The sequence below is a fragment of the Agrobacterium sp. 22-209-1 genome (assembly GCF_053522485.1).
The window spans coordinates 488,254-515,130 of the sequence record NZ_JBNWCH010000001.1 but is presented as its reverse complement, the minus strand read 5'-3'; the positions used below and the strand labels follow the sequence as shown (position 1 = coordinate 515,130).

Below are 26,877 nucleotides of genomic sequence, written 5' to 3'. Positions count from 1 at the left end.
CGCCGCTGCATTTATAGGCTTCACAATCCTGTAACAACGGACCTAATATACAAGTGCAGATGCCGAATCGCTCAGGAGAAGCCCTTGACGATTGCAGTTTCACCACAGGCCCTGCCGGCGCTCGTTCTGAACGCAGACTACAGGCCACTGAGTTATTATCCCTTGTCGTTATGGTCCTGGCAGGACGCGATCAAGGCCGTCTTTCTAGACCGTGTGAACATCATTGCAGAATATGATCATGCGGTGTCGTCCCCCAGCTTTTCCATGCGGCTGCCGAGCGTCGTCAGCCTCAAGACCTATGTGCAGCCCACCCGCAACCCCGCTTTTACACGCTTCAATGTTTTCCTTCGGGACAAGTTCGAATGCCAGTATTGCGGCACGCGGGACGAATTGACCTTCGACCACGTCATTCCCCGCGCGCACGGCGGTGAAACGACGTGGCACAATGTCGTGGCGGCGTGCTCTCCCTGCAACCTTAAAAAAGGCAGCAAGCTTCCCAAGCAGGCGGGCATGTTCCCGGCGCAGAAGCCTTTCCAGCCCACGGTTCAGGATTTGCACAATAACGGGCGGCTGTTCCCGCCCAATTATCTGCACGAAAGCTGGATGGACTATCTTTACTGGGATACCGAGCTGCAGCCCTGATCTTTTAAGGACTGCAACGCGGTTTTCCGTTTACCGGCTTTTACGGCTCGCGCCAAAAAAGGCGACTGCCGCAAGCGCAATGCTTGCGATGACATTCCAGCCCGCAAAAGAAAGGCCGAGCACCCGCAAGGCGGCGTCGTTGCAGGAAGGCGCCTTGATGGCGTTCAGATTGCCCAGCAAATCGCCGGCATTGGTGGTGATGGAAGGCGCCCCCGTGGCGCAGGTGATCGGTCCTTCCCAGAAACCCCATTCCACACCGGCGTGATAAACGCCGAGCCCGGCGCCGATCAGCATCGCCACACCGATAAGGGCAAGCAGCAACCGGGTGATCTGAACCGGCAATTTGAAGATGCTGGTCGCAATGGCCAAGATACCCAGCGGAATGGCGTAATAATAGGGATCGCGCTGCAGCAGGCACAGCGCGCAGGGCGTATAACCGCCAATATGCTGAAAACCGAGGGCGGAGCCGACGGTGAAGATCATTCCCGCCGTGACGCCGAGAGCGGCGAGCGTGCGGCTGTTGTCGGCGGTGGTCGCATTGGCCATGTTGTTTTCCTCGAACTTCGAAAGGAAGCAGATATCCCGGACGGGCTTTCAAAAAGGCGGGCGTGATGGCGAAATTAAGTCGCCGGTTTCCACGGTGTAACGGGATTCGTCTAATCCAGTCCGCTGCGTCTGGCAAATGAAAGCCCGGCACTATTGGCGGGATGAACAAGCAAAGTTTTGTGAGGGTTGCGATCGCGGCTGTCATGACGGCGCCTTTTCAAGGGCTTCGTAAAGCGATCGAGGTCCGCGTCGTTACACAAAGCGGGCGCGCACCGCAGCCGCCCCCTTTCCGGGAGGCTGAAACAAGGGCCGACCGTAAGTCTTCGGCGAAGCGTCATGCCGTGAGGAGGCCGGCCTCGCTCTCCTGCGGATGGTGAATGTGTGCCATGATGTGCTGGCTCATATCGGCATAGATGCCGTTGTTTTCGACGATGCCCTTCACCCTGTAACGGTCCATCACGACGATGCGATCCGCCAGTGCCACCATTTCCGGCATGTCGCTGGTAATGATGAGAATGGCGGTGCCGCTATCTGCCAGCTCGCGCAGCAGATCATGCAGATAGGCCTTGGTCTTGATGTCGATACCAACGGAGGGTTCATCGACGATCAGCAGTTTGACATCGGCGGCGAGCCATTTGGCGACACTGATTTTTTGCTGGTTGCCGCCCGATAGATTGCCGACCGTCTGGCTGAGGCTTGGGGTCTTTACTTCGAGCTTTTTAAGGAAAGGCGTCACCGCCGCGCGGATGCGCCCATCCGAAAGCACGCCGAACGCATTCGCGAGCTTGCGCCAGATGGGAACGCCCGCATTGGCAAGAACGGAGTGCTGGAGAATGAGGCCATCGCCCTTGCGGTCTTCGCTGACATAACCGACACCATAGTCGTGGATCGCTTCGGCAACGGAGCGGATGCGTGCCGGCCGGCCCGAAATACGCAGGTCGCCGGCCGTGACCGCGAATTTGCCCATGATCGATTTTGCAAGTTCGGTGCGACCGGCGCCGACCAGCCCGTAAAGGCCGACGATCTCGCCCTTGCGCACGGACAGGCTGACATCGCGGTGACCGATCGCGGTCGATACGTCTTCAAGTTCCAGCACCATCGGATTGTGTTCGACCGTACGTTTGCGCCAGCCGCCGCCGCTTTCGGCACGCCCGATCATCAGTCGCACGAGATCTTGACGTCCAAGCCCTTCCATCGAGCGGCTTTCGCAGGCGTTTTCGCCATCCCGCAGCACCGTCACCCGGTCGCAGATGTCGAGAACCTCCTCCAGCTTGTGGCTGACGAAGACAAGGCTTGCGCCATCGTCGCGCAGGCGGCGCAGAATGCGGAAGAGATTGTCCGTCTCGCTCGGCGTCAACGAGGTCGTCGGTTCATCGAGGAGCAGCACACGACTTTGCAGTGAAAGCGCCTTGGCGATTTCCACGAGCTGCATCTGCGCAACGGAAAGCTCCGATACCGGCGTTGCCGGATCGGTTTCCAGATTGAGCGCCTCAAGCCAGCGGCGCGCATCGCGGTTCAGCGCGGCGTAGTCGATAGGTTTGAGATAATGCGCGCCGAGCTTTTCCATGTGGATATTTTCGGCAATCGAGAAGCGCGGAATGAGGTTGCGTTCCTGATGGACGACACCGATGCCGCGGGCAATCGCCTCGCGCGGATTACCGAAGCGCACTTCCTGCCCATCAACGAGAATCTGGCCGCTGCTTTGATGATGGACGCCGGTGATGATCTTGATCAGGGTGGACTTCCCGGCACCATTTTCACCGAGCAGGGCATGGATCGAGCCGGGTTGCAGCGAAAGATTGACGCCCTTGAGAGCTCTGACGCCGGGAAAGACTTTTTCGACGTTTCGCGCCTGAAAAACGGGTTGTTTGTCCATGATGTCAGGCCTTCCCTGTCTTTTTGCCGAGATGCGTTTCGCGCAGGCGGTTGATGCCGACGGCGGCGAGGATCAGTGCGCCCAGCACCACCTGCACGAGGAACGGATCGATGGAGAACAACACGAGCGCCTGGGTGATGATGGCGACGATGACGACGCCGAGCAGGGTCGCCCCGACGCTGACATGTCCGCCGGCCAGCACGGCACCGCCGATGACGGGGGCGGCAAAGGACAGGATGAGCCAGTCATCGCCGATGGAAGGCTGGCCGATCTGCAGACGTGAAACGAGCAGAATGCCCGCTACCGATGCCAGAAGGCCGGAAATACCATGCGCCACGATCACCGTCATGCGCACCGAAATGCCGGAAAGCTCCGCCGCATGGCTGTTGCCGCCGATGGCAAGGATGAAGCGGCCTATCGGCTGGCGTCGCAGCATGAACCACAGGGCGAAAGCGATGGCGATGGTCGGAGCTGCGAGCCACGGAATAGGCCCGGCAATGAGGGCCGAACCGAAGGCTTTCACCGAGTCGGGTATGCCGTAGAATGGTTCCGCCCGCGTGATGCCGAGGTTGATGCCTTTGTAGATCGACAGGGTCGCCAATGTGATGACGAAGGCGGAAATGCCGGTGATGGCAATCAGCAGGCCGTTGAGCATGCCGCAGACAATACCGATCAGCACGGCGGCAATGGCAGCCACCGGTGCCGGAAGCCCCCAGACCTGCATCAGTCCTGCAAAGGAGATTGCCGCAAGGCCGCCGATTGCGCCGACGGAGAGGTTCATCTGGCCGATGGCGATGATGATCATCTGTGAAAAGGCGATGAGCGCATTGACCGAAATGGCCAGAAGCAGGATCTGGATATTGAAGGAAGACAGGAAGTTGGGGCTGAAGCCACGGATCAGCACAATTGCCAGCACCGTGACCAGCAGGGGGCCGAACCAGTCGGTTCTGGCAAGGCGAAGAAGGGTGTTGTCGGTCGTCATCGTCCAGTCCTCAAGCCAGGTTGCGCCGGGCGAGATAGCTTCGCCGCGCCTTGTCCATCAAAACCGCCAGCAACAGCAGCAGGCCGAGAAATGTCTGGACCCAGAATTCACCGAGCTGGAGCAGCAGCAGGCCGCTGGTCAGCATGGTGACCAAAAGTGCGCCGAGACAGGTGCCGAGAACCGAAACCTTGCCGCCCTGCAACAGCGTGCCACCGAGGACAGGCCCCAGGAAGGCTGGCAACAGCCAGTCCTGCCCGAGTTGGCCGGCCATGGAAGGAATGGCGGCGCCCGTGCGGGTTACCAGCATCAGGGCAGCAAGTCCGGCAAGCAGGCCCGACAGCATGTGGCACGCAATAAAGATGCGGTCGACACGGATGCCGGAAAGTTCCGCCGCTTCCGGGCGTGCGCCTGCTGCCAGCATTTCGCGGCCAAGAACGGTGCGCCGGTAGAGAAAGGACAGGGCGAGGGCCGTTGCGAGCGTGACGAGAAGCAGCGGCGAGAAATAGGTCGCGAGCTTCATCTTTCCGAAGGCTGCGAAGATCGGCGGCAGGCCGCGATAGGCCTCGGCCCGCGTCAGGAAGATCATCACCCCGAAAAAGATGCTCATGGTGGCAAGCGTGATGATGAAGCTGTGCAGCCCCGTGCGAATGACGGTCCAGCCGTTGATGAAGCCGAGCGCTGCACCGGTGGCGAGACCGCCAATAACAGCGAGCGGCCATGGCATGCCAAGCACCTCGATCAGATAACCGCAGGCCATGGCTGCCGAGACGCCGATCGCTCCAACGGCAAGATTGAGGCCGCCGGTCACGATCACCGCCATCATCGACAGGCCGATCATGATGTTGATTGCGGCACTGCGGCCAAGCGTGAACAGATTGAAAGGCGAAAGGAAGCCGCTGGCTGCCACGCCAAAAATGATGGCGAAAACGACGATCAGCAGAATGAGGCCGAATTCATTGGTGAGGAAAAAACGGCTTTGCGAAATGCTCGAGCGCATGCGTTCCTCTGTCTCCTGCGCGCCTTTTGTAAGCAAACTATCGTTCACGGTCATGAAAATGTTCCGGTATTTGTTTGGCCCGCAGACCTCGGCGGTCCGCCTTGACATTGCGCTGCCGCCGGAGCGGGCTTTCGACGACGCGGGATTGCCGGGCGTGATCGCGGCCCGCCCGGCAGGTGTTAAAAAGCCTGATTATTTGCAGCTCAGATACGTCGCATCGAAGTTCGCAAGCAGCTTTTTGGTCTCGGCGCGCATGGCATCGACATAGTTATCGACCTTACTGGCATCGACATAGGCGGTGCCGGAATCGATGAACTTGGTCGTCAGTGCGTTGGACTTGAACGGCGCGTCCGCCTTCACCTTGCAGCCGGACTGAAGTTTGCTCAGTGCAAACGCGCCGATATAACCCTGGCCATAGGGGTTCTGAAGCATCGTGCCGTCGACGAAACCGTCCTTGATCGCTTTCAGCACGACTTCGTCGTGGTCGATGCCGACCATGTGGATGCGCTTGTCGCCGATCTTGCGCAGCGCGTTGGAAGCAACGACCGCCGGAACCCAGGCCGTGGTGACGATGCCATCCACTTCCGAGGCATGGGCGGCGAGGTAAGCGTTGATCTTTTCCTCGGCCGGTTCCGGCGCGTCGATATCGGCGATGACCTGAACGACCTCGGCGCCGCCTTCGTCAGCCGCCTTCTTCACGGCATCGATACGAAGCTGGGTGTTGGGGTCAACAAGGAAGCCGGTGAAATGGGCGATGCGTTTTTTGCCCGTTCCCATTGCCTTTATGAGTTCCTTGGTGCCGAGATAGGCCGAATTGCCGGTATCGGTGCCGAGGCAGAAAGCGGCAGGCGAAGGGTCCTTGAAGCAGCCGGCGCCGGCAATCACGTTTGCGCCGTTGCCGGTCAGTTCCTCGGCTGTGGAGACCGCGCCGACGGGATCGCCGGGGAAAATCAGGAAGCCGTTATACCCCTGGCTCAGAAGGCTTTCTAGAAGCTGGTTCTGCTGTGCCAGTTCCCATTTCTGCGGCACCTTATAGTCGGCGCCCGCCAGACCGAAGTCCTTGGCGGCGTCCTTGCCGGCCTGCTCCCAGGCAGAGAAATAAGGGTGCGGACCGCCTGGAACGAGGGCGACCTTGCTGGCGTCCGCCGCCTGCGCAACACCGCAGGCTCCAGCGCCGATGATTGCGGCAGCGACGAGGCTGCGCATGAAATGCGTCATGTTTTTCTCCTCCATGAAACGGCCTGTTTCTTTAAAAAAGCGACTGGAACCTCCCTTAATCGCTTTTTCTCCCAACAGCCGACTTGCGTAAGCACCATGGACACTAGTATACTTGTATCCAAGTTGCAATCAGATTTTCACGGCGGCCTTTCAAAAGGGGAGCGTTCATGACGAAAAACACCAATGCCGGCTTTGCCGGACGCGGCGGCCATCAGGAGGCCTCGGGCCCTGGAATCGAAAGCGTGGAGCTTGTGGTCAACCGCTATGGATCCGTGGCCGATCAGGTTCATGCGGCCCTGCGTCAGGCCATTGTCGAAGTGCGGCTGGCGCCCGGTGCGCCAATCAGCGAGAACTCCATCTGCCGTCAGTTTTCCGTGTCGCGCACGCCGGTGCGCGCCGCCATCCAGCGCCTGTCTGAAGAGGGGCTTGTGGATGTCTATCCCCAGCTCGGCAGCTTCGTCGCACCGATCAGGCTCGGTGAAATCCAGGACAGCCATTTTATCCGCCGTTCGCTGGAAGTGGCGCTGCTGCGCGAAGTTGCGCCGAAATGGACGAAAGAGATGAGCCGGACGATGCGGGATGTCATCGCCGAGCAGGAAAGGGTCATCGCCGCCAACGACGCCAACGGCTTTTTCCACGCCGACGAGGCGTTTCACCGGCTGCTCGGCACATTCTCCGGCCGCGAGGGCGTCTGGCAGGCAATCCTTGCCGCCAAGGTGACGCTGTCGCGGTTCCATCGCTACTGGGCGAAACCGGAGCGCCTGCCCGCCGTGATCGAGGAGCACCTGGCGGTCGTCGACGCCCTCGATCAGGGCGATGCCGACGCCGCGGAAAGGGCGCTGGTGACGCATCTGGATATGGTTTTCGTGATCTACGAACAGTTGCCCGAAGAAGAGCGCAAGCATTTGTCCATTTGATAGTGGACGTGGAGGAGACGGAATGGAACTGAAACACAAGACCGCGCTCGTGACGGGCGCGTGCGGCGGCATCGGCCGCGCCGTGGTTGCGGCGCTGGTGGCGCAAGGGGCAAGGGTGCTCGCCTTCGATCGCGATATTGAGGCTGTTACAGCGCTCGCGGAGGGGTTCGGCAACGCCTGTGACCCCATTGCCGTCGATCTCGGCGATGCGGCGGCACTCCAGGCCGTCATGAAAGATGTCGCCAATCGTTTCGAAGTCATCGACATTCTCGTCAACAATGCCGGTGTGCTGTCTCCGCACAAACTGGCCGCGACCACGCTTGACGAATGGCACAAGTTGATGGCCGTCAATCTCGATGCTGCCCTGCTGCTGACGCAGGCCGTCGTTCCCGCCATGAAGGAGAACCGCTGGGGGCGGCTGATCAACATCTCGTCTTATGCCTGGAAGTCCGGCGGCCTGACGGCGGGCACGGCCTATTCGGTGTCGAAATCGGCAATGGTCGGCCTCACCTACTCGTCCGCTCGCGAACTTGCGCCCTTCGGCGTTACCGCCAATGCAGTCGCACCGGCCTATGTGGTTTCGCCGATGATCATGGAGCAATTGTCCGAGGAAGACCGTCAGCGGCAACTCGCAGCCATTCCCGTCGGGCGGTTCTGCCAGCCGGAAGAGGTGGCGCATGCCGTGCGTTTCCTTGCCTCGCCGCTGTCCGGCTTCATGACCGGCACTGTCGTCGACATGAATGGCGGCCTGCAATTCGGCTGAGATACGGAGATAACAAACGTGACCAATCGTCTTTCTTCCCTTGCACTGTCCCATCTGCCGCAAGACGTGCTCGTGCAAGCTTATGACCGCAAAGCGGTCACACCGGGCATCGTGCATCTCGGCGTCGGCGCCTTTCACCGCGCCCATCAGGCCGTGTTCATCGATGATTGTCTCGCGCGTGGCGAAACCGGCTGGGGCATTGTTGCTGCCTCGCTGCGCAGCCCCGATACGCGCGATGCCATCGCGCCACAGGACAATCTCTATACATTCTGCCTGCGTGACGGTGAAAACGAGACGCTGCGGATTGTCGGTTCCATCCTCGAGACCATCGTCGCCCCTGAGGAACCGGAGCGGCTGCTGCAAGCCATGATCGATCCGCGTGTCAGGATCGTCACTTTGACGGTGACGGAAAAGGGTTACCTCGCCGATTTGTCGGCGGGCGCGCTTCTTCGTGACCATCCCGATGTCGTTCATGATCTGGTGCATCCACAAAAGCCGCGCTCCGCGCTCGGTTTTCTGCTGGAAGCAACAAGACGCCGGCGGGCCGCCGGGGCTGTGCCGCTGACTTTGCTCTCCTGCGACAATCTTCCGTCCAACGGACGCATCCTGCACCGTCTTCTGGTGGAGATGGCTGGTCTCACCGACAAGGATCTCGCTGCGTTCATCGCGGAAAATCTCTCCTGCCCCTGCGTCATGGTGGACCGCATCGTGCCCGCCACCACGGCTACCGACCGTGAGCGTGTGACGGCGCGTCTCGGCTGTGAGGATGCCTGGCCGGTAATTGCGGAACCCTACTTCCGCTGGGTGATCGAGGATCGCTTTCCGCATGGTCGCCCTGGCATCGAGCTGTCAGGTGCCGAAATCGTTGACGAGGTCGAGCCCTATGAGCATATGAAGCTCAGGATGCTGAATGGCGCCCACACCGCCATGGCCGCAATCGGTCAATGCAGCGGGCTTGAGACGATCGCCGATATCTATGCCGATCCGCGTGTCCGCGGTTACATCGACCGCTACTGGCGGGAGGTCGGTTCGACCTTGAGCCCGGCCGTCAACGGTCCGGACTATGTTGCCGGTCTGCGCCAGCGTTTCGCCAACCCCGCCCTTCGTCATCGCGCCGCCCAGATCGCCTCTGACGCTTCACAGAAAGTGCCGCAACGCATTCTCGCGCCGCTTGCGGAACTGCGTGCCGCAGGCGCGCCGAATACGGCCGCTCTTTTTGCGGTTGCGATGTGGATACGGTCCTGCGCAGCGCTGAACGATAAGGGAGAGGCAATTGTCATGGCCGATCCGGCCTTTGCGGAGTGGGGTGCGACCACCGGGAGCGGCGAGGAGCCGGATGCGGTCATCGACCGGTTTTTAACATTTCGTCGCGTCTTCGGGCCTGAATGGCAGGCGGACGAGGCGTTCGTTACGGCGCTTCTAGCCGCCTATCGCGACATCGTCGAATACGGGGCGCTTGGCGCCATCGAACGGCATTTTTCGGAGGAATAGACTATGAAGGAAACTTGGCGCTGGTTCGGTGAATCGGACCCCATCACCTTGGAGCATGTGCGGCAGACGGGTGCGAGCGGCGTTGTAACGGCGCTGCACCAGATCCCCGACGGCACGGCGTGGCCAGCCGAAGAGATCGCCAAACGCAAGGCGATGATCGAGGCGGCCGGTCTGGAATGGAGTGTCTGCGAATCCATTCCCATGGAACAGTCCGTCAAGCGTGGTGATGCCGATGCCCCGAAGGCGATTGCGCGCTGGAAGGATACGCTCGCCCGTCTCGGCCGCGCTGGCGTTCCCGTCGTTTGCTACAATTTCATGCCTGTTGTGGACTGGACGCGCACGAACCTACGCTGGCAGGCACGTAATACCGGATTGGCGCTGCGCTTCGAAATGGCAGATTTCGTCGCTTATGATGTCTTCATCCTGAAGCGTGTTCATGCGGCGGAAAATTACGATCCTGCGCTGGTTGCGCGCGCCGAAGAGCGTTTTGCGCACATGAGCGAAGAGGAGCAGTTGCTTCTAGAGCGAAACATCATAGCAGGGCTGCCAGGCGGCGCGCTGGTGCAGACGCGCCAGTCCATCGCCGCGCTGATTGCATCGTTCGATGGTATCGACAGCACGACCATGCAGGGCAATCTTCTCGCCTTTCTGCGGGAAGTCGTGCCAGTTGCGGAAGAAGTGGGCGTGCATCTCGGCATCCACCCTGACGATCCTCCATTCTCGCTGTTCGGCCTGCCGCGCGTGGTCTCGACACCTGCCGATATCCGCACCATCCTCTCGGCCGTTGAAAGCCCGAACAACGGCATTACCCTTTGCACCGGCTCCTACGGCGCGCGCAGTGACAACGATCTCGTGGCAATGGCACGGGAGTTCGCGTCCCGCGTCAATTTCGCCCATCTTCGGAATGTGACCGTTGAAGCGGATGGTTCCTTCTTTGAGGACGATCATCTTGATGGCGGAACGGACATGATCGGCGTCATCGAGGCATTGTTGCGCGAGGAGCTGGCCGCCGCCAAGGCTGGCCGCCGCACCAATATTCCAATGCGACCTGACCACGGCCATCTGCTGGGTGATGACATCACCAAAAAGACCAACCCCGGCTATTCCTATATCGGCCGCATGAAGGGTCTCGGCGAACTCCGTGGTGTCATCCGCACCGTCGAGCGCCAGCTTCGCCGCGAGGAGGGGGCCGCATGAAAACCCGCAAACTTGGCCGCACGGCGCTGTCGCTGAGCGAGCTTTCTTTCGGCGCTGCCGGTATCGGCAATCTCTACCGCAGCGTCAGCCGCGAGGATGCGATGGCGACGCTGCAAGCCGCCTGGGACGCCGGTATCCGTTATTTCGATACCGCACCCTATTACGGGCAGGGCCTCTCCGAACGACGCGTCGGGGATTTTCTTCAGGGCAAACCACGCGACGAATTCGTGCTGTCCACCAAGGTCGGGCGGATCCTGAAACCGGCTGAAGCGGGCGTGACACCGGATTACGGTTTTGTCGACGCGCTGCCTTTCGTGGTGGAATACGACTACAGCTATGACGGCATCATGCGCTCACATGAGCAGAGCCTTGCCCGGCTTGGTCTCGGTTCGGTGGATATTCTCTATGTTCACGATCTGGAGGAGACCACGCTTGGAGAGGAAGCCTATCGCCATCATTTCGGAATATTCACCGAAAGCGGCATCGAGGCGCTGCACGAGTTGAAGGCGAAAGGCCTGATCGGCGCGTTCGGCCTTGGTGTGAACGAGGTTCCGGCCTGTCTGAACCTCATGGAGATAGACGAGATCGACTGCATCCTTCTGGCGGGCCGTTATACGTTGCTCGACCGGTCGGCGGCGGCGCGGCTGCTTGGGCGTTGCGCGGAAACCGGCACCGCGCTTGTGATCGGCGGTGTCTTCAACTCGGGCATTCTTGCAACCGGTGCAAAGCCGGGCGCGACCTTCAATTACAATGAAGCCGCGCCTGAAGTCATGGAGCGGGTGCGCGCCATGGAAGATCACGCCGCCAGCCACGGCGTCGCGCTCGCGGCGGCCGCTTTGCATTTTCCGCTGCAAAACGCCGATGTCGCCAGCGTGCTGATCGGCACGGCGAAACCGGACAGCCTCCGGCGCAATCTATCCATTTTCGAAACGGCCGTGCCGGACGCCGCCTGGGCGGGTTTTGACGCGCTCGCTCTTGAAGATTGACGGGCACGACAGGGAGAAGGACGCCATGGACCTCATTGATACCCACCAGCATCTGATCTTGCGGGGCAAACTCGGTTATGCCTGGACGCGCGGCGAGCCGAGCCTTGCGGGAAGCTTCACCCGGGCGGACTATGCAGCTCTTGTCGAGGGCAGCGGTGTCGTCGGCACGATCTTCATGGAAACCGGGGTCGATGACAATGATTATAGGGCGGAAGCCCGGCTTGTGGCCGGCATGGTTGGGGAAGGGACCTTGCCGATGTTCGGCCAGATCGCCAGCTGCCGGCCGGAAACGGATCAGGGGTTCGACGCCTGGCTGGAGGAATGCCGCGACCTCAAAGTGGTCGGGTTCCGGCGTATCCTCCAGGTTATGCCCGACGATACCAGCCGTGCGGAAAACTATCGCCGAAATGTGCGCAAGATCGGCAAGGCCGGGTGGCCGATCGATCTGTGTTTTCATTCCCGTCAGCTGGCCATTGCCGCCGAACTTGTCCGTGCCTGCCCCAATGTCCGCTTCATGCTTGACCATTGCGGCACGCCTGATATCGCCGGAAACGATTTTTCCGCCTGGAGCGAGCGCATGGCCGATCTGGCCCGCCTGCCCAATCTCTTCGTCAAGCTTTCGGGTGTCACCGCCTATTGTGCGCCGGGGCAAACGACTCTGGAAAACGTGAGACCTTACGTGGAAACCGTATTGACGCTGTTCGGCCCCCAAAGAATGGTCTGGGGCGGCGACTGGCCGGTGGTCGATCTCGGTTCCGGCCTGCCGGAGTGGATCGCCATGACGAGAGCATTTCTGTCGGCGCTTTCACCGGATGAGCAGGCAGATATCGGCCATGGCAATGCCAGACGTTTTTATCTGGCGGCATAGCATGATCCTTGACCGGATATGGTCTCGTTCATGCCGATAAAGTCGTGCAAATCGTAAGAGGTGGTGCGGGTGGTCGGGGTCGAACCGACACTCCTTTCGGAACCGGATTTTGAGTCCGGCGCGTCTACCAATTCCACCACACCCGCATTTCGATGCCGATTGTGTTTCAGGTCACTGAGGCAATGCCACGGCGTCTATCACGGGCGAGACCTTGCGTGCAAGCCCAAAAGCAGGAAATTTGCCTTTACGAAAGGCTATCCCAGCGCGCGGTGGCGTAGGGCGAAAATCACGAGCCGACATTTAAAAAAATCGGCGAAATTGCTGTGGCACAGGCATTTCAATCAGTCTCACCTGTTTCAAAACAATACACCTGGGGTTGAATTATTCGGATAATTTTAGATATATCTAATAAAATGGCATATACGCAATTACTAATTGAAACTATGATGCCGATGTGGAGTTTCCACGCGGGGCGGGAGTAGCCAACTCATAGGGAGGAAATTATGAGGGCTCTTTCTCGCAATTTGTTACTGTCTGCCTGCCTGATCCTACCGGTCAACGCCCATGCGCTGGATATCGGGATCGGCGGAGAGAACGGGGTTAATGCTAGCGTGGGTAGCAATGATAGCGGTGGTCTCGGTGTCGGCGCTTCCGTTGGCGGCAGTGGGGGGGGTAATGCCGGTGCTGATATCGGAGGCCGCAGCGGCGGCGGGCTGGGTGCGGATGTCAACGCTTCGGTCGGTGGCAGCAATGGGGTCAATGCGGATGTCAACGCATCCGTCGGCGGTTCCAGCGGGGTCAATGCCGGCGTGAATGCCTCCGTCGGCGGTTCCAACGGTGTCAACGCAAATGTCGGAGCCAATGTGGGCGGATCAAGCGGGCTCGGTGTCGATGTCGGGCTGGGCATTGGCGGCTCAGGTTCGCCGAGTAACCCTGGCAATCCGGGGAACCCGGGAAATCCTGGCAATATCGGAAATCCGAACAATCCCGGCCGGCCGATGACGCCTCGCGCCATGCGTCAGGTCATCCAGTCCTATAACGACATGTCGCGCACGGAGCAGATAAAGCTTGCCCGCCGGTGCGTCGATATTCTAGGTGGCGGATACGATGCCGCTTTGACGCAATTGTGCAAGATGATCAGGACGGCCTCGCGCTAAGACGGGTCCCATCCGCGTCCTGAAATCCGAAGGGCGCTGCCAGCGCCCTTCGGATCAATTGCCCTTGCGTCCGAAGGACAGGATTTTCTGCCGCAGGCTGCGGGCGAGGTTGCGGGTGTTGCGGTACATGTCCACCTGGGTGGAAACCTGCCGCACGTCCCGGTCGCTATTCTGGGCAAGCCCGACAACCAGCGTGCCCATTTCCTGCCGTTCCTGCCAGAAGCGGCTCATGATCGGATGATCGGGCACGGCGCAGCTGTCGCTGCGCAGAATATTGGCGTCATCCAGATGCCAGTCGGTCAGTCTCTGCACCAGCAGCTTGCCGGGAGAAAATTGCGCATAGTTTTCGTCGAAAGCGGTCTTCCACGTATAGGCTTCGCCGGCTGCGATGAAGACGACCATGGAAGCAATCGCGCTGCCGTTGAGATCGATGGTGTGGATACGCACCGCATCCGCTTCGGCCAGATTGGTGATCGCCTCGCGGGCGAAGGCGGCGCGATAACGGTCATTGACCAGCGCGGTGCGCTTGCGGCCTTTCCAGCCGCTCGCCTCCAGCGCCAGAAACTCCTCCATGCGGTAGCGCACGTCCGCTGGCTGGCGGGTAACGGTATAGGAGAGGGGCCCAAGTTTTTCGAGCTGACGCCATTGCCTGTTCATTTCGCGCAAATGGTGCGGCGCAAGGGCGTTTCGCAGATACGCCTTGCCGTCGAGAAGGCTTTCCAGCATCGGCCGGTAATAATTGCCCGTCGTCGTCACCGGCAGGTTGCGGCTGAGCGCGATGGCTTTGAACATTCGGGCAAACGGCCCTTCCAGCCGGACATCCGGCAGAACCAGAACATTCGGCAGACGCATGTTGCTGTCGGACAGCGCATCGAAAAGATTGTCGAGGGTTTCGGCAGCACCTTCGGTGTCGACCAGCGGCGTGCCGAGCGGCCCGAATGGATTGGCCCAGACGCGAATGATGGAGGGACCGATGGAAAAACCCGGCTTTTCCACGGTAAAGGGCATCAGGAAGCGCATGCGGCTTCTGGCGCCGTTCTCGTCGCGAATGAGGGCGAAGCGCACGGACTTGTCTTCGATGCGCGGCATGGCGGGTGCGAGAAGCCTTCCGGTGAAGAAGACATTCGCCTCCATGACGCGATTGGACAGAAAGTCGAGTTCTTCCTGCATGTCATAACCGAGCTGACCCGGATAGATACAGAATTCCCGGCCATCGCGGCCCACGCGTCGGCTGCTGTCGGCCACGGGACGGTCACGCTCCGCAGACGCCATCAGCGCCGCGATGCGCGGATCCTGAAAATCCGGATTCTTTGGATCGCTGGACATGCTTATCGTTACACCGCCTTCCCAGTGTTTTGACCCGCCCGGGGATCGTTGAAGGCAAAAAGGACGATCCCGAGTGTGCGGCGAATGGCAATATGCAATAGCACAGCTTCTATGCACATGGCTATCGCCACTGCTGCCGCGGCCCCTGTCAGACCATAGACCGGAATGAGCGCCATGTTGAGTGCAATGTTGCAACCAAAGATGATAATATAAAGCGCGACGCACAATTTTTGTTTGCCGGCCATGTTCAGCAATGTTTCTCCCGGGCCGATCAGCGCCTTGGCGAGGAAGCCTGCGAAAAGGAAGAACATCAACTCATAGCCCTGAACGAAGCCGGGGCCGAACAGCGACAGCAGGAACGGGCCGGCCAGAAGCACCACGCTGCCGACGGCGAGCGACGGCCAGAAAGCCCAGCGCGCGGCCTGGCTGGCGAAACCGGCAAGCCCCTGCCTGTCATTGGCCGACATCAGGGCGGCCAGGCGCGGGGCGGCGGCCGCCTGCACCGAGAAAAACACAAATTGCATCAGCACGATGGTCTTGGCCGCGGCAAAATAAATGCCGACCTGATCCGGCGGCAGGTAAAGGCCGACGATCACCACATCGGAATTGGTCATCAAAAAACCGATGCCGTCGATCAGGAACATCGGGAAGGCGAAGCTTATCCAACGGCGGAAATGCACCCTGCGGGCCGTGCTGCGGAAATGCCGGTTGAGCCGGCGGTTCATGAAGACGAAATGGAAAAGCGTGGTGACATAGGTGGCAAGAAGCGCCGTGAGCATGGCTGTCGTTGCGGTTTTTCCCGCGCCAAGACCGATTGCCGCCAGCATGAACAGTAGGATAAGCACCGGGCGAACGATGTAGGTGGGGCTGAGAGCGGAGACCGCCCAGCCATTTGCGCGCGCCGTGCCGTTCAGCACATCGCCCAACGCAACCATGGGCAGGGTGAAAAGCGCCAGCGACATGGGAATGAGATAGTAGGAAGCGATGCGCTCGCCGAAGAAATACAGGAAAACGAAGCCGAAGATCGCAAGCGCGCTGGCCGAAAGCATGGCGAAGACACGCGCCGTCGAGGTCAGTCCCATGATCTTGTCGTGGGCGTCCTCCAGACGATAGCCGGGTAAAAAGCGTATGACCGTGGTGTGAAAACCGAGACAGGAAAGATTGCCGAACAGGATCACCAGTACCCAGACAAATGCGAACAGGCCGTATTCGAATTCGCCCATCAGGCGGGCAAGAATGATCTGGGAAATGAAGGCGATGCCGGCGCTGACGATGCGCACCGCAAACGCAACGAGCGCCATACGCTGCGCACGGGAGAGCTCATCTCCGCCGGAAAGAAGAACGGCGACTTTCGTTACCAGCGGCGAAAGCTTCGCGCGCAGGTCTGCGGGTAGGGCTTTTTCCGCCGTGTTGAGGATAGCCATGATCCACACGCCATCATTTCCAGTTGAATAGGCAGGCCGATCATACCCGCTCCATCCTTAACGAAGGGTTTGGGACGCGGCGGCCCGTGTGCCAATATCGTCCATCACGCGTGGCTTGCGGATGCCGTTGAACAGGAAAAGGGCGAGCGGGCTGCAACGTATTGCCTGATGCAGCATATAGGCCACCGCCGTGGTGGCCGCGACGATGATGGTGAATTCCAGGATGGGCGGCAGCGCAATGAGGATGAACAGCGTTCCGAAGGCGTAGATGAGCGGATGGTGAAACAGGTAGATAGTGAAGGATGCATCCGTCATGCCTCTGGCAATCCGGTTCGGCCTGTCGAAATAGCGGCAGGCGAGATCGATCAACAGACGGCTTGTCGCCACCGCCGCAACTGCCGACACCAGCACCAGCAGCGCCGAATTCGAAAAGGGATGTTGCAGGCGCAAGGTCACCGCCGTCGCGATGGCGCCCGCCGCGACGATGCCGGTGGGAAGACCCGTCTGGCGAAAGCGGTGAAAGAGGGCGCGGTCACGCTGCAGAAGCGCGCCGATGAGGAAAAATGGCAAGTAACGCGCATAGGGGTCGGAGGCGCGTTCATAAAGAAGAAAAAGGGGGCTTCCGCTCTTTGCCGCAAGCAGGCCGGATCCGTAGATCGTCAATTCCCATAAAACAGGCAGGATGCACAGCGCCGCAAAAAACAGGGCGGCATGCCGCTGGCGCAGGCTGCCGAACCAGTGTCTGATATGTGCCAATGGCGGACGTTCCGCGAGAAACAGCAGGCCGGCAAGCAGGATCGAATAGAAGATAAGGGCCGGCAGGAACCAAAGATGCATGATCCATTCTTCGCTCGGACGCAGCAGGCCGGGTAGGCTTTCAAGCAGCCGGTCGGCCGGGATGTCGCCTTTGGCGACGCCGGCCAGTTGCAGCAGGAAAAGCTGTGATGGCCCGAGCAGAAGGACCGCCACGACAAAGGGCACGCCGAGACGCAGGAAACGTTGCCTCAGCCAGCGCATCTTGCCCTTCTTGCCGATGACCATGGTGGAGAAGTAGCCGGCAACCAGAAAGAATGACGGCATACGGAAGGTGACGAGCGCAGCACCCAGCGCGCTCAGAAGCGGGCTGGTGTCGAAATCCTTGATGTCCCATGGCAGAGCATGGCTGTAGAGTAGGGAGGCGTGATAAGGGATGCCGAGCAGCATGAGGAGGGCCCTTAGCGGGTCCCAGTAATGCTCGTAATCTGATTTGCCCGGTTGCATTTTCCCCTCGCGCCGTAAGCGCGATCCCGTTTGATCAGTAATGACCAGCACGACTATTGGTGGAAAACGCTAACAAACCCTTCACGCCCCGGAGGGTGTGGGCGGAGCCTTTTTCCTGGGCAGGAGATCGAGAACCAGGGCACAGCCTAAGATGATGATGCCGGCGCCGAAAAGCTGGGGAAGCGAAAGCGGTTCATCCAGCACCAGTGCGCCGATGAGAACCGCCACGACGGTCACGGCGAATTCCACGCTGATCGCCCTGGTTGCACCGATCGAGGAGACAAGCCTGAAATAGGTGATGTAGGTAAGTCCGCTCATGACAACCGCCTGTATGAGCAGATAACCGTAATCGATGAAGCGCGGCGCTCCAGGCAGGGGCACGGCCAGAAGAAGCGGTAAAGTCATCAGCCCGCCCGTGAGGAAGGAGCCGATGGTGATTTCCCACGAACCCACGCCCTTGAGATGGCGGCTGGCATAGTTGCTGCCATAGGCGGCGCAGATGCAGGCGGCAACGCAGGCGGCGCAGCCGATGAAGAAGCTGGTTGTGACGGGAACCGCGGGAAAGCCGACGAGCAGGATAATGCCGCCGAAACCGATGACGAGACCGGCAAAGCCCCGCTGCGTCAGACGCTCAAGACCCCATAGCTGTGAGATGAGCATTGAAAAGAGCGGGATGGTGGCCACCAATATGGCCGCCATGGCGGTACCGACCAGCGGCGTCGCATAGGAAAGGCCGATCAACTGTCCCGCGACGGTTGTTGCGCCGACAACGGCAAAGGCGCGCCAGCTGGCGGAAAATGCAAGCTTTCGGCGGGCCGTAATCGCGATCAGAAACAGGGCGACGGCGGTGACAAGCGAGCGAAGCGTAACCGCGCCGATCCAGCCGAAGGCCTCCACGACATGCAAAAGCAGCAGGAAAGACATTCCCCACGCGAGTGCGAGAAAAACATAAGACGCAAAGTCGCGAGGAGCCATGAAAGCGTTTTCCGAAAGACGATGAGGCTCCCATATTGGAAATTGCCGATATCCGTCAACAGCGATCAAGTGGCACAACGAAAATCGCCCGCAACTGAAGATGCGGGCGATTTCGTTTGACTGTCGGGAACTGCTTCAGGCCTGTTCGTAAACGCCGTGGCAGTGCTTGTATTTCTTGCCGGAGCCACAGGGGCACATTTCGTTGCGGCCGATACGGCCCCAGGTGGCCGGGTTTTCCGGATCACGATCCCCCGCCGGCACGAAAGCGGCCTGCGCGTTCTGTGCCATTTCATCTTCACCTGTGAGAGGGTCGAGATGATGCGCCGTCATTTCCGGCAGCTCGGGCTGCTGCGGTTCCTGCTGCACGAGTTCAACGCGCATCAGCTGGGCGGTGACGGCCTCGCGCAGATTGGCGAGCAGGGCCTGGAACAGTTCGAAGGCTTCCGCCTTGTATTCCTGCAGCGGGTCGCGCTGGGCATAACCGCGGAAACCGACGACAGAGCGCAGATGGTCGAGATTGACGATATGTTCGCGCCACAGATGGTCGATCGTCTGGAGAATGACCGAGCGTTCCACATAGGTCATGATCTCGGGGCCGAAACGTTCCGCGCGCTCGGCGGCGTATTTGTCGGCGGCCTCGGTGACGCGCTGGAGAATATCGTCCTCGGCGATGCCTTCTTCCTTCGCCCATTCCTCCACCGGCAGGTCGAGATTGAGGAACTGCGCGACACCGGCCTTCAGGCCTGCAATATCCCACTGTTCGGCATAGGCATTTTCCGGAATATGCTTGGTGACGAGCGTTTCGATCACTTCGTGGCGCATATCGGCTGCGGTTTCGCCGATATTGTCTGCTTCCATCAGTTCGAGACGCTGCTCGAAGATCACCTTTCGCTGGTCGTTCAGCACATCGTCATATTTCAGAAGGTTCTTGCGGGTCTCGAAGTTGCGGGCCTCGACCTTCTTCTGGGCGCGTTCCAGCGCCTTGTTGATCCACGGATGGACGATTGCCTCGCCTTCCTTGAGGCCGAGCTTCTGCAGCATCGAGTCCATGCGCTCGGAACCGAAGATGCGCATCAGGTCATCCTGAAGCGACAGGTAGAATTTCGAGCGACCCGGGTCGCCCTGACGGCCGGAACGGCCACGCAGCTGGTTGTCGATACGGCGGCTTTCGTGGCGCTCGGTGGCGATGACGTAAAGACCGCCGGCGGCCAGCGCCTTTTCCTTCAGCACCTTGATTTCGGCGCGGATAGCCTCTTCCTTCGCGTCACGCTCAGGGCTGGACTCCATGCCTTCCAGCTCGCGCTCGAGGCGCATGTCGACGTTGCCGCCGAGCTGGATGTCGGTACCGCGACCAGCCATGTTGGTGGCGATGGTAACCGCGCCCGGAACGCCGGCCTGCGAAACGATATAGGCTTCCTGCTCGTGGTAACGGGCGTTCAGAACCTGGAAATCGGTAAAGCCGGACTGACGCAGCATATGGGCCAGAAGCTCGGATTTCTCGATCGACGTCGTACCCACCAGAACCGGTTGACCGCGCTCATGCGCCGCCTTGATCTCGGTGATGATCGCCTGGAACTTCTCCTCGCCGGTGCGATAGACCTCGTCGTCCTCGTCGATACGCTGGATCGGAAGGTTGGTCGGCACTTCGATGACGTCGAGACCGTAGATATTGCCGAATTCTTCCGCTTCCGTCGATGCCGTACCGGTCATGCCGGCGAGCTTGGAGTACATACGGAAATAGTTCTGGAAGGTGACGGAAGACAGCGTCTGGTTTTCCGGCTGGATCTGCACCTTTTCCTTGGCTTCGAGAGCCTGATGCTGACCTTCGGAATAACGGCGGCCCGGCATCATACGGCCGGTGAACTCGTCGATGATGACGATTTCGTCGTTACGGACGATATAGTCCTTGTCGCGGGTGAAGAGCTTGTGGGCCTTCAGCGCATTGTTGATGTGATGGACGATGGCGACGTTTTCGACGTCGTAAAGCGATTCGCCCTTCAGCAGGCCCGCCTGCCGCAGCAGGTTCTCGAGCTTTTCGGTGCCGTCTTCGGAGAAGTTGGCCGAGCGCTGCTTTTCATCGATTTCGTAATCTTCCGGCGTCAACAGCGGAATGAAGGCGTCGATGGTGTTGTAAAGGTCGGAACGGTCGTCCAGCGGACCGGAAATGATGAGCGGCGTGCGCGCCTCGTCGACCAGGATCGAGTCGACTTCGTCGACGATCGCGTAGTTGTGGCCGCGCTGAACCATCTGGGCGCGGTCATACTTCATGTTGTCGCGCAGATAGTCGAAGCCAAGTTCGTTATTCGTGGCGTAGGTGATGTCGCAGGCATAGGCCTCGCGGCGCTGGTCGTCGTCCAGCCCGTGGACGATGACGCCAGTCGTCAGGCCGAGGAAACCGTAGAGCCTGCTCATGGTGGCCGCGTCGCGCTTGGCGAGATAGTCGTTGACGGTGACGACATGCACGCCCTTGCCGGCGAGCGCGTTGAGATAGACCGCAAGGGTCGCCACCAGCGTCTTGCCTTCACCGGTCTTCATTTCGGCGATAGCGCCTCCATGCAAAATCATGCCGCCGGTCAGCTGCACGTCGAAGGGGCGCATATGCAGAACGCGGCGCGATGCTTCGCGGGCAACGGCGAAAGCCGGGATCAGCAGGTCGTCCAGCGTCTTGCCATCGGCAAGCTGCTGGCGGAATTCCGCCGTCTTGGCCGCCAGCGCTTCATCGGAGAGCGCCTTGGTGGCCTCTTCCAGCGCATTGATGGCTGCGATCTTACTTTTATAGGAGCGGACGCGGCGGTCATTTGCCGAACCGAACAACTTGCGGGCTATTCCGCCGAGACTGACCATATTACTGGCCCTTTCTGAAATTCCGTTTTGCCGGGCGCTTTTCTCCGTCACGCCGATTTCAGCATAAATGACGGACTTCGCCCTTCAACGTATCTGGACGCGAGGTTGCGTGACAGATAAGAGGGGGGGCAAATGATGTCAACGGTTCTGCCCGTTACAGAATGGCCACAATCCGGTGTTTGGAAGTTTTTTCAGAGCCGGAAACCATGTCTGGAGCCGGCATTGTCCCCGAAAGGTTCAAAATGTTGCGCTATAATAAAATTGCGGCTGCGGTGATTGTGGCCACGCTCGGCCTCCAGCTTCCGGCTTTTGCACAGGAAGACAAGGTTGTCGCCAAGGTCGGCGATCTGGAAATCCACCAGTCCGAACTCGACCTCGCCATGAGCAATCTCGACCCGCAGCTCGCGCAGCTTCCCGATGAGCAGAAGAAGGTTGCAGCCTTGTCCGGTGCGATCGACGTCAAGCTTCTGGTGAAGAACGCCAGCGCCGAAGGGCTGGAAAAGACTGAAGATTTCAAGAAGCGCATGGAATTCATCCAGGACCGTGAGCTTCACAACGCCTATTTCCGCAAGCACGTGGTCGACGCCGTCACCAATGACGAAGTAAAGGCCCGCTACGACAAGGAAGTCGCAGCCCTGCCGCAGGAAGAGGAAATCAAGGCCGCGCACATTCTCGTCGCCAGCGAGGACGACGCCAAGGACATCATCAAACAGCTTGATTCGGGCAAGGATTTCGCCGCGCTCGCCAAGGAAAAGTCGACCGATTCCAACAAGGATGACGGCGGCGATCTCGGCTGGTTCGGCAAGGGCCGCATGGTGCCGGAATTCGAAGAGGCCGCTTTCGGCCTCGAAAAGGGCGCCTACACCAAGGTTCCGGTGAAGACCCAGTTCGGCTTCCACGTCATCAAGCTTGAAGACAAGCGTATCGCGCCGCCGCCGGCTTTCGAGCAGGTCGAGCCGCAGGTTCGTCAGCTTGTCATGCGTGACAAGTACGTTGCCCTCATCGAAAAGGCAAAGGCTGACCAGAAGATCGAAATCATGGATGAGACGCTGAAGAAGGGCTACGACGAAGCCACGAAGGAACAGCAGGCTCAGCCGCAGCAGTAAAGACAAATGTTACGGGGCGGCTATGGGCCGCCCCGTTTCATCTCAGGCATTCCAGACCCCTTTTCCAGAATTTCAGGCGCTTCCCATGTCCGTTGCCGTTTCCCCGCTCGCTCCGAAATCCTATCCCGACATGCCGGCGCTGCGCGGCGTTCGCATGGCGACGGCCGCCGCCGGCATCAAGTACAAGAACCGCACGGATGTTCTGTTGATGGTGTTCGACAAGCCTGCAAGTGTTGCCGGCGTCTTCACCAAATCGAAGTGCCCCTCCGCCCCGGTCGATTTCTGCCGCGCCAATCTCGGCGGCGGCGTGGCGCGCGCCGTGGTGGTCAATTCCGGCAATGCCAATGCCTTTACCGGCCTCAAGGGCAAGGCGGCGACCGAATTGACGGCGAAATCCGCCGCCGCCGCCGTCGGCTGTGCTGAAGGCGAGGTCTTTCTCGCATCGACGGGCGTGATCGGCGAGCCGCTGGATGCAACGAAATTTGCCGGCGTGCTCGGTGATATGAATGTCAGGGCGGAAGCCGATTTCTGGCAGGAAGCCGCCAAGGCGATCATGACGACCGACACCTATCCCAAGGTCGCGACCCGCACCGCCGAGATCGGCGGCGTGGTCGTCACGATCAACGGCATTTCCAAGGGCGCCGGCATGATTGCCCCCGATATGGCGACAATGCTCTCCTTCGTGGTGACGGATGCGGATATCGAGCCCGCCGCCCTGCAGTCGCTGCTGTCTGCCGGTGTCGGCCCGACCTTCAATTCCGTGACGGTTGATAGCGATACCTCCACTTCCGATACTCTGATGCTGTTCGCCACGGGTGCAGCAGCGGAAGACGGCCAGGTTAAGGTGACGAGCGCCGATGACGAGCGCCTGTCCTCGTTCCGCACGGAGCTTAACGATCTCCTGAAGGATCTCGCGTTGCAGGTGGTTCGCGACGGCGAAGGCGCACGCAAGATGGTGGAGGTCACCGTGACTGGTGCGGAAAACGACGCCGCCGCCAAGAAGATCGCTCTTTCCATCGCCAATTCGCCGCTGGTGAAGACCGCGGTTGCCGGCGAAGACGCCAATTGGGGCCGCGTCGTCATGGCTGTCGGCAAGTCCGGCGAGATGGCAGACCGCGACCGTCTCGCCATCTGGTTCGGCGGCGTGCGCGTGGCCGTCAACGGCGAGCGCGACCCGGATTATTCGGAAGCGGAAACCAGCGCGGTGATGCGTCTCGAAGACATTCCAGTGAAGGTGGATATCGGCCTCGGTCAGGGAACGGCCACCGTCTGGACCTGTGACCTGACGAAAGAATATGTTGCGATCAACGGCGACTATCGGAGCTGACCGTTGGAGCCGAAGAGAATGCAGGACAATAAAGCCGTCAATCTGCCGTTGGTTCGCCGTCTGGAAGCCGTCAGCTTCCGGGCATGGCCCGCGTCGTCAGTGATTTATGACGGCAGCTGGCAAATCCGCCTGACGGGTTCACACCCCTCCAAACGCATTAACTGCGTGGTGCCGCTCGATCCATCCGATTACGGAAACAGCGCGCTGCGGCTGGAAAAGGCACGCAAGCGTTTCGAGGATTTCGGCCGGCCGCTGGTGGTACGCGAAACGACACTGATGCCGCGGCAACTCGTGGATTTTCTGTCTGCTGATGGCTGGTCTGTCTTCGAAGAGGTCATGGTTATGACGGCCGATCTCTCCAGCGTGGAGCTGCCGGAAACGCTGGTCAGTCTTCCGAGCCACGATATCGGCCGGTTTGTCGAAGCCAGCATCAAGGTCAGCGATGGCGATCCGGCGCTGCGCCCGGCAATCGCTGAAATCGTCAGTTCCATCAAACCGATGCTCGGCCTTTTCATCAACGAGGAAGTGGAGGGTAACCCGCTCGCCACCATGATCTGCGTGCAGGATAACGATCTTGCCGGCGTCATCTCGCTTGATGTCGAAAAGTCGCAACGTAAAAAGGGGCTGGGCACGCAGGTTCTGTCGTCGGCACTGCGCTGGGCCAGAATAAGCGGCGCAAAAACCGCCTGGCTGCAGGTCGTCTCCACCAATGCGCCTGCCATCGCCCTTTATCAAAAATTCGGCTTCTCTGAGGCTTATCGTTATCGCTACTGGCGCAAGGGTTCAGGTGAATGAGCGAGGCGGGAAAAAAAATCCTGCTGGTCGCCGCCTGCGCACTTCTCGATCAGGACGGCCGCATTCTTCTGGCGCAGCGTCCCGAAGGCAAGTCGCTTGCGGGCTTATGGGAATTTCCAGGCGGCAAGGTGGAGCATGGCGAGACGCCAGAGGAAACCCTTGTCCGTGAACTGGACGAGGAACTGGGTATCAAAACCAAGGTCGCCTGCCTCGCGCCGCTGACATTTGCCAGCCATACCTACGAGACCTTTCACCTCCTGATGCCGCTTTATGTGTGCCGTCGCTATGAAGGCATCGCCCATGGCCGGGAAGGGCAGGCGATTAAATGGGTCAAACCCCAGGCGCTGCGCGATTACCCCATGCCGCCGGCCGATGAGCCGCTCATCCCCTTCCTCCAGGATTTGCTGTAGAACCGAGGGGGCACTACGGCCCTCCTGCCTTATCCCGTCACAGCTTCGTGAAAACACCTCTCTTCCAGTGCTTTACCGTGCCAAAACGGGGCTTCGTTAAGAGATCGTTCAGCACCCTCTGGCAGATTGTTAAGCTAAAGAAGCGGTAAACTGCGCGAGACGAGGTTGGTCATGAACGAGGATTTCTGGAAGACGGTGGAAGGTCGTCACTCTTATCCTGACAAGTCCCGTCGCACCGGCGTGCTCAATGTGGCGCTGCTTTTCGGCACGGCGGTTATCGCGCTCTCGCTGATCGTCACTCCCATGCTTGCCGGAAAATCCTCCACAAGGGTGGCGCAGTTTCCTGACAATTACGACATGATCAGCACGGGCTCCATCAAGAAGACCGATGTGGGCAAGACCTATTCCATCCGTCGCAGCATCACCCAGCCGATGCCGGAAACGCCCTGCGTGGTCATGGGTTATAGCAACGAGAGCGGTTGCTGATCGTTTACCATCAACGGTAACGGATTCCTCACATCGCCGGCCTAATATAAAGCTGATTTCAACAGGGTGGACGCCGGTTGTCGCAACGCGCCGGATGGCGGATGGGGAATATCCTGTGCTGCATTTTCTTATCAATCTCTGCAAAAACGAAAACGGTGCGACAGCGGTGGAGTACGGCCTGATTGTCGGGGTGATTTCCGCTGCCCTGATCGTTGGCGCAGGCAGCATCAGCAGCAACATCAATGACGTGTTTCAGTTCATCGCAGACACTTTGGCCGAGTAGAAACCTTTTGGCTGATCGCTCAGGACAGCTTCACCTCTGTTGTCTTCAAGGCATCGGCAAGCCGCACCTTGGCGGAACCGGGTTTAAGCGGTTTCTGCTGGCTTTCATGCGGCGCCCAGCCTGATACGTAAATAACCGAAAATGTCGCCCTTATCCGTCCGTCAGGATCGGAATATCGCTCGGCGTAAAGCTCTGCCGCGCGCAGAAAAAAAGCGCGGTTGAGCGGCTTTCTGCTGCGGCTTGCCAGTGGGTTGGCCATGCCCATGGCGCGCAGGTCGCGCATCAGCGGGAAAATTGAATCGTAACGCACCGTATAGCTTTCCGCATCGGTCACGGGGAGCGCAAACCCGGCGCGCTGCAAAAGCGCGCCGACGTCTCGTACATCGGCGAAAGGAATGACACGTGGGCTGGCACCTCCGGTCAGTTCGGCCTCTGCGGTCAGCAGCACGTCGCGCAGTTCCTGCAGGGTACCGCTGCCTGGAATGGCGCCGAGAAACAGGCCGTCCGGTTTTAATGCCCGCCGGATCTGGATCAGCGCGCCGGGCGTATCGTTGGTCAGGTGCAGGGCAAGCGGTGAAACGATGAGATTAGCGGAGGCCTCCTCAAGCGGCAGATGCTCCATGGAGGCGGCCTCGGGAGTATTCGCATCCGTCGCGAAAGAGCTCTCGGTTTCGATACGGCGAATGGTATCCACCTTGCCGGTCTCAGCCAGGCGTCGCGCCGTGACGCCGGTTCCGCCGTGAAGTTCGATCGCGGTCTCGAACTGGCGCTCGACGATGGCAAGCCTGTCGGCCAGCTCTTCGGCTGCCATATCGAGAAGAAACAGGGCCTTGTCGTCGCGCCTGGCCCACGCCCGGTGACGGTTTTGTTCGATCAGGGCCTGGTCAAAGAGAATATCCATCGTCTTGCCTGCTCGGCCTCAAGCGCCTTTGAGATCGGCGGGCCGTATCGTTGGTCTCATGCCGCTTGGGGCATCGTTTTCCCGGTGTCGGGAGGAAACT

Annotated in this window: 25 protein-coding genes and 1 tRNA gene; 14 read left to right on the top strand and 12 right to left on the bottom strand. The window is 59.9% G+C overall.

Features of this window, described 5'->3' with window-relative positions; all coding sequences use genetic code 11:
• The first annotated feature begins 84 nt into the window (after window positions 1-84).
• Window positions 85-642 (top strand): HNH endonuclease, encoded by a 558-nt coding sequence (locus ACQZ48_RS02320; protein WP_003585610.1) that lies wholly within the window; start codon window positions 85-87, stop codon window positions 640-642.
• A 30-nt stretch (window positions 643-672) separates the two neighbouring features.
• Here ACQZ48_RS02320 and ACQZ48_RS02315 read toward each other — a convergent pair whose 3' ends face one another.
• The 5 genes from ACQZ48_RS02315 to ACQZ48_RS02295 form a co-directional block, all read right to left on the bottom strand.
• On the bottom strand, window positions 673-1,188 hold the full coding sequence (locus tag ACQZ48_RS02315) for a disulfide bond formation protein B (protein ID WP_191216699.1): 516 nt from the start codon (window positions 1,186-1,188) through the stop codon (window positions 673-675).
• Window positions 1,189-1,522: 334 nt separating this feature from the next.
• Window positions 1,523-3,064, bottom strand: a complete 1,542-nt coding sequence (locus ACQZ48_RS02310; protein WP_191216698.1) for a sugar ABC transporter ATP-binding protein — start codon at window positions 3,062-3,064, stop codon at window positions 1,523-1,525.
• Window positions 3,065-3,068: 4 nt separating this feature from the next.
• On the bottom strand, window positions 3,069-4,046 hold the full coding sequence (locus ACQZ48_RS02305) for an ABC transporter permease (RefSeq protein WP_191216697.1): 978 nt from the start codon (window positions 4,044-4,046) through the stop codon (window positions 3,069-3,071).
• A gap of 10 nt (window positions 4,047-4,056) precedes the next feature.
• The gene (locus ACQZ48_RS02300; RefSeq protein ID WP_321186449.1) at window positions 4,057-5,043 is read right to left on the bottom strand and encodes an ABC transporter permease; all 987 of its coding nucleotides are present in this window, start codon (window positions 5,041-5,043) and stop codon (window positions 4,057-4,059) included.
• 192 nt (window positions 5,044-5,235) lie between these two features.
• Entirely contained in the window at window positions 5,236-6,276 is a 1,041-nt protein-coding gene (locus ACQZ48_RS02295; protein WP_173990930.1) for a sugar ABC transporter substrate-binding protein, read from the bottom strand.
• Between the two features lie 152 nt (window positions 6,277-6,428).
• Here ACQZ48_RS02295 and ACQZ48_RS02290 point away from each other — a divergent pair, with 152 nt between their 5' ends.
• The 6 genes from ACQZ48_RS02290 to ACQZ48_RS02265 are packed head-to-tail and all read left to right on the top strand — an operon-like array spanning window position 6,429 to window position 12,483.
• Window positions 6,429-7,178, top strand: coding sequence for a GntR family transcriptional regulator (locus ACQZ48_RS02290; RefSeq protein WP_142912037.1), 750 nt, complete (start codon window positions 6,429-6,431; stop codon window positions 7,176-7,178).
• A gap of 22 nt (window positions 7,179-7,200) precedes the next feature.
• Window positions 7,201-7,941 (top strand): SDR family NAD(P)-dependent oxidoreductase, encoded by a 741-nt coding sequence (locus ACQZ48_RS02285; RefSeq protein ID WP_149742896.1) that lies wholly within the window; start codon window positions 7,201-7,203, stop codon window positions 7,939-7,941.
• A gap of 18 nt (window positions 7,942-7,959) precedes the next feature.
• A complete protein-coding gene (locus ACQZ48_RS02280) occupies window positions 7,960-9,432 on the top strand; it encodes a mannitol dehydrogenase family protein (RefSeq protein ID WP_448728453.1) in 1,473 nt (490 codons plus the stop codon).
• A gap of 3 nt (window positions 9,433-9,435) precedes the next feature.
• Window positions 9,436-10,629, top strand: coding sequence for a mannonate dehydratase (gene uxuA, locus ACQZ48_RS02275; RefSeq protein WP_191216694.1), 1,194 nt, complete (start codon window positions 9,436-9,438; stop codon window positions 10,627-10,629).
• The gene (locus tag ACQZ48_RS02270) at window positions 10,626-11,615 is read left to right on the top strand and encodes an aldo/keto reductase (protein ID WP_077985159.1); all 990 of its coding nucleotides are present in this window, start codon (window positions 10,626-10,628) and stop codon (window positions 11,613-11,615) included. Before uxuA ends, ACQZ48_RS02270 begins: the two co-directional genes overlap by 4 nt.
• A gap of 25 nt (window positions 11,616-11,640) precedes the next feature.
• Window positions 11,641-12,483: an amidohydrolase family protein gene (locus tag ACQZ48_RS02265; RefSeq protein WP_077985322.1), complete on the top strand. Its 843-nt coding sequence runs from the start codon at window positions 11,641-11,643 to the stop codon at window positions 12,481-12,483.
• Between the two features lie 61 nt (window positions 12,484-12,544).
• Here the strand turns inward: ACQZ48_RS02265 and ACQZ48_RS02260 are convergent.
• A tRNA-Leu gene (locus ACQZ48_RS02260) sits at window positions 12,545-12,629 on the bottom strand.
• A 357-nt stretch (window positions 12,630-12,986) separates the two neighbouring features.
• Here ACQZ48_RS02260 and uppQ point away from each other — a divergent pair.
• A complete protein-coding gene (gene uppQ, locus ACQZ48_RS02255) occupies window positions 12,987-13,640 on the top strand; it encodes a polysaccharide biosynthesis GNAT family N-acetyltransferase UppQ (protein ID WP_448728452.1) in 654 nt (217 codons plus the stop codon).
• Window positions 13,641-13,694: 54 nt separating this feature from the next.
• Here the strand turns inward: uppQ and ACQZ48_RS02250 are convergent, their stop codons facing one another.
• The 5 genes from ACQZ48_RS02250 to secA all read right to left on the bottom strand — a co-directional run bounded on the left by ACQZ48_RS02250 (window position 13,695) and on the right by secA (window position 21,469).
• Complete coding sequence (locus ACQZ48_RS02250; RefSeq protein ID WP_077985157.1) at window positions 13,695-14,966, bottom strand: GNAT family N-acetyltransferase; 1,272 nt, start codon at window positions 14,964-14,966, stop codon at window positions 13,695-13,697.
• An 8-nt stretch (window positions 14,967-14,974) separates the two neighbouring features.
• A complete protein-coding gene (uppV, locus tag ACQZ48_RS02245; RefSeq protein ID WP_191216693.1) occupies window positions 14,975-16,390 on the bottom strand; it encodes a Wzx-type polysaccharide biosynthesis protein UppV in 1,416 nt (471 codons plus the stop codon).
• Window positions 16,391-16,447: 57 nt separating this feature from the next.
• Window positions 16,448-17,650 carry a glucans biosynthesis protein MdoC gene (gene mdoC, locus ACQZ48_RS02240; protein WP_191216692.1) on the bottom strand — a complete coding sequence of 401 codons (1,203 nt, stop codon included), beginning with the start codon at window positions 17,648-17,650 and terminating at the stop codon, window positions 16,448-16,450.
• A gap of 81 nt (window positions 17,651-17,731) precedes the next feature.
• Window positions 17,732-18,625, bottom strand: coding sequence for a DMT family transporter (locus ACQZ48_RS02235; protein WP_137411494.1), 894 nt, complete (start codon window positions 18,623-18,625; stop codon window positions 17,732-17,734).
• A gap of 135 nt (window positions 18,626-18,760) precedes the next feature.
• Window positions 18,761-21,469 carry a preprotein translocase subunit SecA gene (gene secA, locus ACQZ48_RS02230; protein ID WP_142912028.1) on the bottom strand — a complete coding sequence of 903 codons (2,709 nt, stop codon included), beginning with the start codon at window positions 21,467-21,469 and terminating at the stop codon, window positions 18,761-18,763.
• 242 nt (window positions 21,470-21,711) lie between these two features.
• Here secA and ACQZ48_RS02225 point away from each other — a divergent pair, with 242 nt between their 5' ends.
• The 6 genes from ACQZ48_RS02225 to ACQZ48_RS02200 all read left to right on the top strand — a co-directional run bounded on the left by ACQZ48_RS02225 (window position 21,712) and on the right by ACQZ48_RS02200 (window position 25,876).
• Entirely contained in the window at window positions 21,712-22,575 is an 864-nt protein-coding gene (locus ACQZ48_RS02225; RefSeq protein ID WP_077985321.1) for a peptidylprolyl isomerase, read from the top strand.
• A gap of 85 nt (window positions 22,576-22,660) precedes the next feature.
• On the top strand, window positions 22,661-23,902 hold the full coding sequence (gene argJ, locus ACQZ48_RS02220; protein ID WP_191216691.1) for a bifunctional glutamate N-acetyltransferase/amino-acid acetyltransferase ArgJ: 1,242 nt from the start codon (window positions 22,661-22,663) through the stop codon (window positions 23,900-23,902).
• Between the two features lie 18 nt (window positions 23,903-23,920).
• Window positions 23,921-24,697, top strand: coding sequence for a GNAT family N-acetyltransferase (locus ACQZ48_RS02215; protein ID WP_448728451.1), 777 nt, complete (start codon window positions 23,921-23,923; stop codon window positions 24,695-24,697).
• Window positions 24,694-25,107, top strand: coding sequence for an 8-oxo-dGTP diphosphatase MutT (gene mutT, locus ACQZ48_RS02210; protein WP_003522547.1), 414 nt, complete (start codon window positions 24,694-24,696; stop codon window positions 25,105-25,107). The genes ACQZ48_RS02215 and mutT overlap by 4 nt, the downstream gene beginning before the upstream one ends.
• A gap of 171 nt (window positions 25,108-25,278) precedes the next feature.
• Window positions 25,279-25,593: a hypothetical protein gene (locus ACQZ48_RS02205; RefSeq protein ID WP_077985150.1), complete on the top strand. Its 315-nt coding sequence runs from the start codon at window positions 25,279-25,281 to the stop codon at window positions 25,591-25,593.
• Window positions 25,594-25,687: 94 nt separating this feature from the next.
• Window positions 25,688-25,876 (top strand): Flp family type IVb pilin, encoded by a 189-nt coding sequence (locus tag ACQZ48_RS02200; protein ID WP_077985149.1) that lies wholly within the window; start codon window positions 25,688-25,690, stop codon window positions 25,874-25,876.
• Between the two features lie 19 nt (window positions 25,877-25,895).
• Here ACQZ48_RS02200 and ACQZ48_RS02195 read toward each other — a convergent pair whose 3' ends face one another.
• Entirely contained in the window at window positions 25,896-26,777 is an 882-nt protein-coding gene (locus ACQZ48_RS02195; RefSeq protein ID WP_191216689.1) for a methyltransferase domain-containing protein, read from the bottom strand.
• Window positions 26,778-26,877: the final 100 nt, after the last annotated feature.

Excerpts from the sequence above, each read along its gene's own strand:
- ACQZ48_RS02315 (WP_191216699.1), bottom strand. The coding sequence starts at position 1,188 with ATGGCCAATGCGACCACCGCCGACAACAGCCGCACGCTCGCCGCTCTC.
- ACQZ48_RS02310 (WP_191216698.1), bottom strand. The coding sequence starts at position 3,064 with ATGGACAAACAACCCGTTTTTCAGGCGCGAAACGTCGAAAAAGTCTTT.
- ACQZ48_RS02305 (WP_191216697.1), bottom strand. The coding sequence starts at position 4,046 with ATGACGACCGACAACACCCTTCTTCGCCTTGCCAGAACCGACTGGTTC.
- ACQZ48_RS02300 (WP_321186449.1), bottom strand. The coding sequence starts at position 5,043 with ATGCGCTCGAGCATTTCGCAAAGCCGTTTTTTCCTCACCAATGAATTC.
- ACQZ48_RS02295 (WP_173990930.1), bottom strand. The coding sequence starts at position 6,276 with ATGGAGGAGAAAAACATGACGCATTTCATGCGCAGCCTCGTCGCTGCC.
- ACQZ48_RS02290 (WP_142912037.1), top strand. The coding sequence starts at position 6,429 with ATGACGAAAAACACCAATGCCGGCTTTGCCGGACGCGGCGGCCATCAG.
- ACQZ48_RS02285 (WP_149742896.1), top strand. The coding sequence starts at position 7,201 with ATGGAACTGAAACACAAGACCGCGCTCGTGACGGGCGCGTGCGGCGGC.
- uxuA (WP_191216694.1), top strand. The coding sequence starts at position 9,436 with ATGAAGGAAACTTGGCGCTGGTTCGGTGAATCGGACCCCATCACCTTG.
- ACQZ48_RS02270 (WP_077985159.1), top strand. The coding sequence starts at position 10,626 with ATGAAAACCCGCAAACTTGGCCGCACGGCGCTGTCGCTGAGCGAGCTT.
- ACQZ48_RS02265 (WP_077985322.1), top strand. The coding sequence starts at position 11,641 with ATGGACCTCATTGATACCCACCAGCATCTGATCTTGCGGGGCAAACTC.
- uppQ (WP_448728452.1), top strand. The coding sequence starts at position 12,987 with ATGAGGGCTCTTTCTCGCAATTTGTTACTGTCTGCCTGCCTGATCCTA.
- ACQZ48_RS02250 (WP_077985157.1), bottom strand. The coding sequence starts at position 14,966 with ATGTCCAGCGATCCAAAGAATCCGGATTTTCAGGATCCGCGCATCGCG.
- uppV (WP_191216693.1), bottom strand. The coding sequence starts at position 16,390 with ATGGCTATCCTCAACACGGCGGAAAAAGCCCTACCCGCAGACCTGCGC.
- mdoC (WP_191216692.1), bottom strand. The coding sequence starts at position 17,650 with ATGCAACCGGGCAAATCAGATTACGAGCATTACTGGGACCCGCTAAGG.
- ACQZ48_RS02235 (WP_137411494.1), bottom strand. The coding sequence starts at position 18,625 with ATGGCTCCTCGCGACTTTGCGTCTTATGTTTTTCTCGCACTCGCGTGG.
- secA (WP_142912028.1), bottom strand. The coding sequence starts at position 21,469 with ATGGTCAGTCTCGGCGGAATAGCCCGCAAGTTGTTCGGTTCGGCAAAT.
- ACQZ48_RS02225 (WP_077985321.1), top strand. The coding sequence starts at position 21,712 with ATGTTGCGCTATAATAAAATTGCGGCTGCGGTGATTGTGGCCACGCTC.
- argJ (WP_191216691.1), top strand. The coding sequence starts at position 22,661 with ATGTCCGTTGCCGTTTCCCCGCTCGCTCCGAAATCCTATCCCGACATG.
- ACQZ48_RS02215 (WP_448728451.1), top strand. The coding sequence starts at position 23,921 with ATGCAGGACAATAAAGCCGTCAATCTGCCGTTGGTTCGCCGTCTGGAA.
- mutT (WP_003522547.1), top strand. The coding sequence starts at position 24,694 with ATGAGCGAGGCGGGAAAAAAAATCCTGCTGGTCGCCGCCTGCGCACTT.
- ACQZ48_RS02205 (WP_077985150.1), top strand. The coding sequence starts at position 25,279 with ATGAACGAGGATTTCTGGAAGACGGTGGAAGGTCGTCACTCTTATCCT.
- ACQZ48_RS02200 (WP_077985149.1), top strand. The coding sequence starts at position 25,688 with ATGGCGGATGGGGAATATCCTGTGCTGCATTTTCTTATCAATCTCTGC.
- ACQZ48_RS02195 (WP_191216689.1), bottom strand. The coding sequence starts at position 26,777 with ATGGATATTCTCTTTGACCAGGCCCTGATCGAACAAAACCGTCACCGG.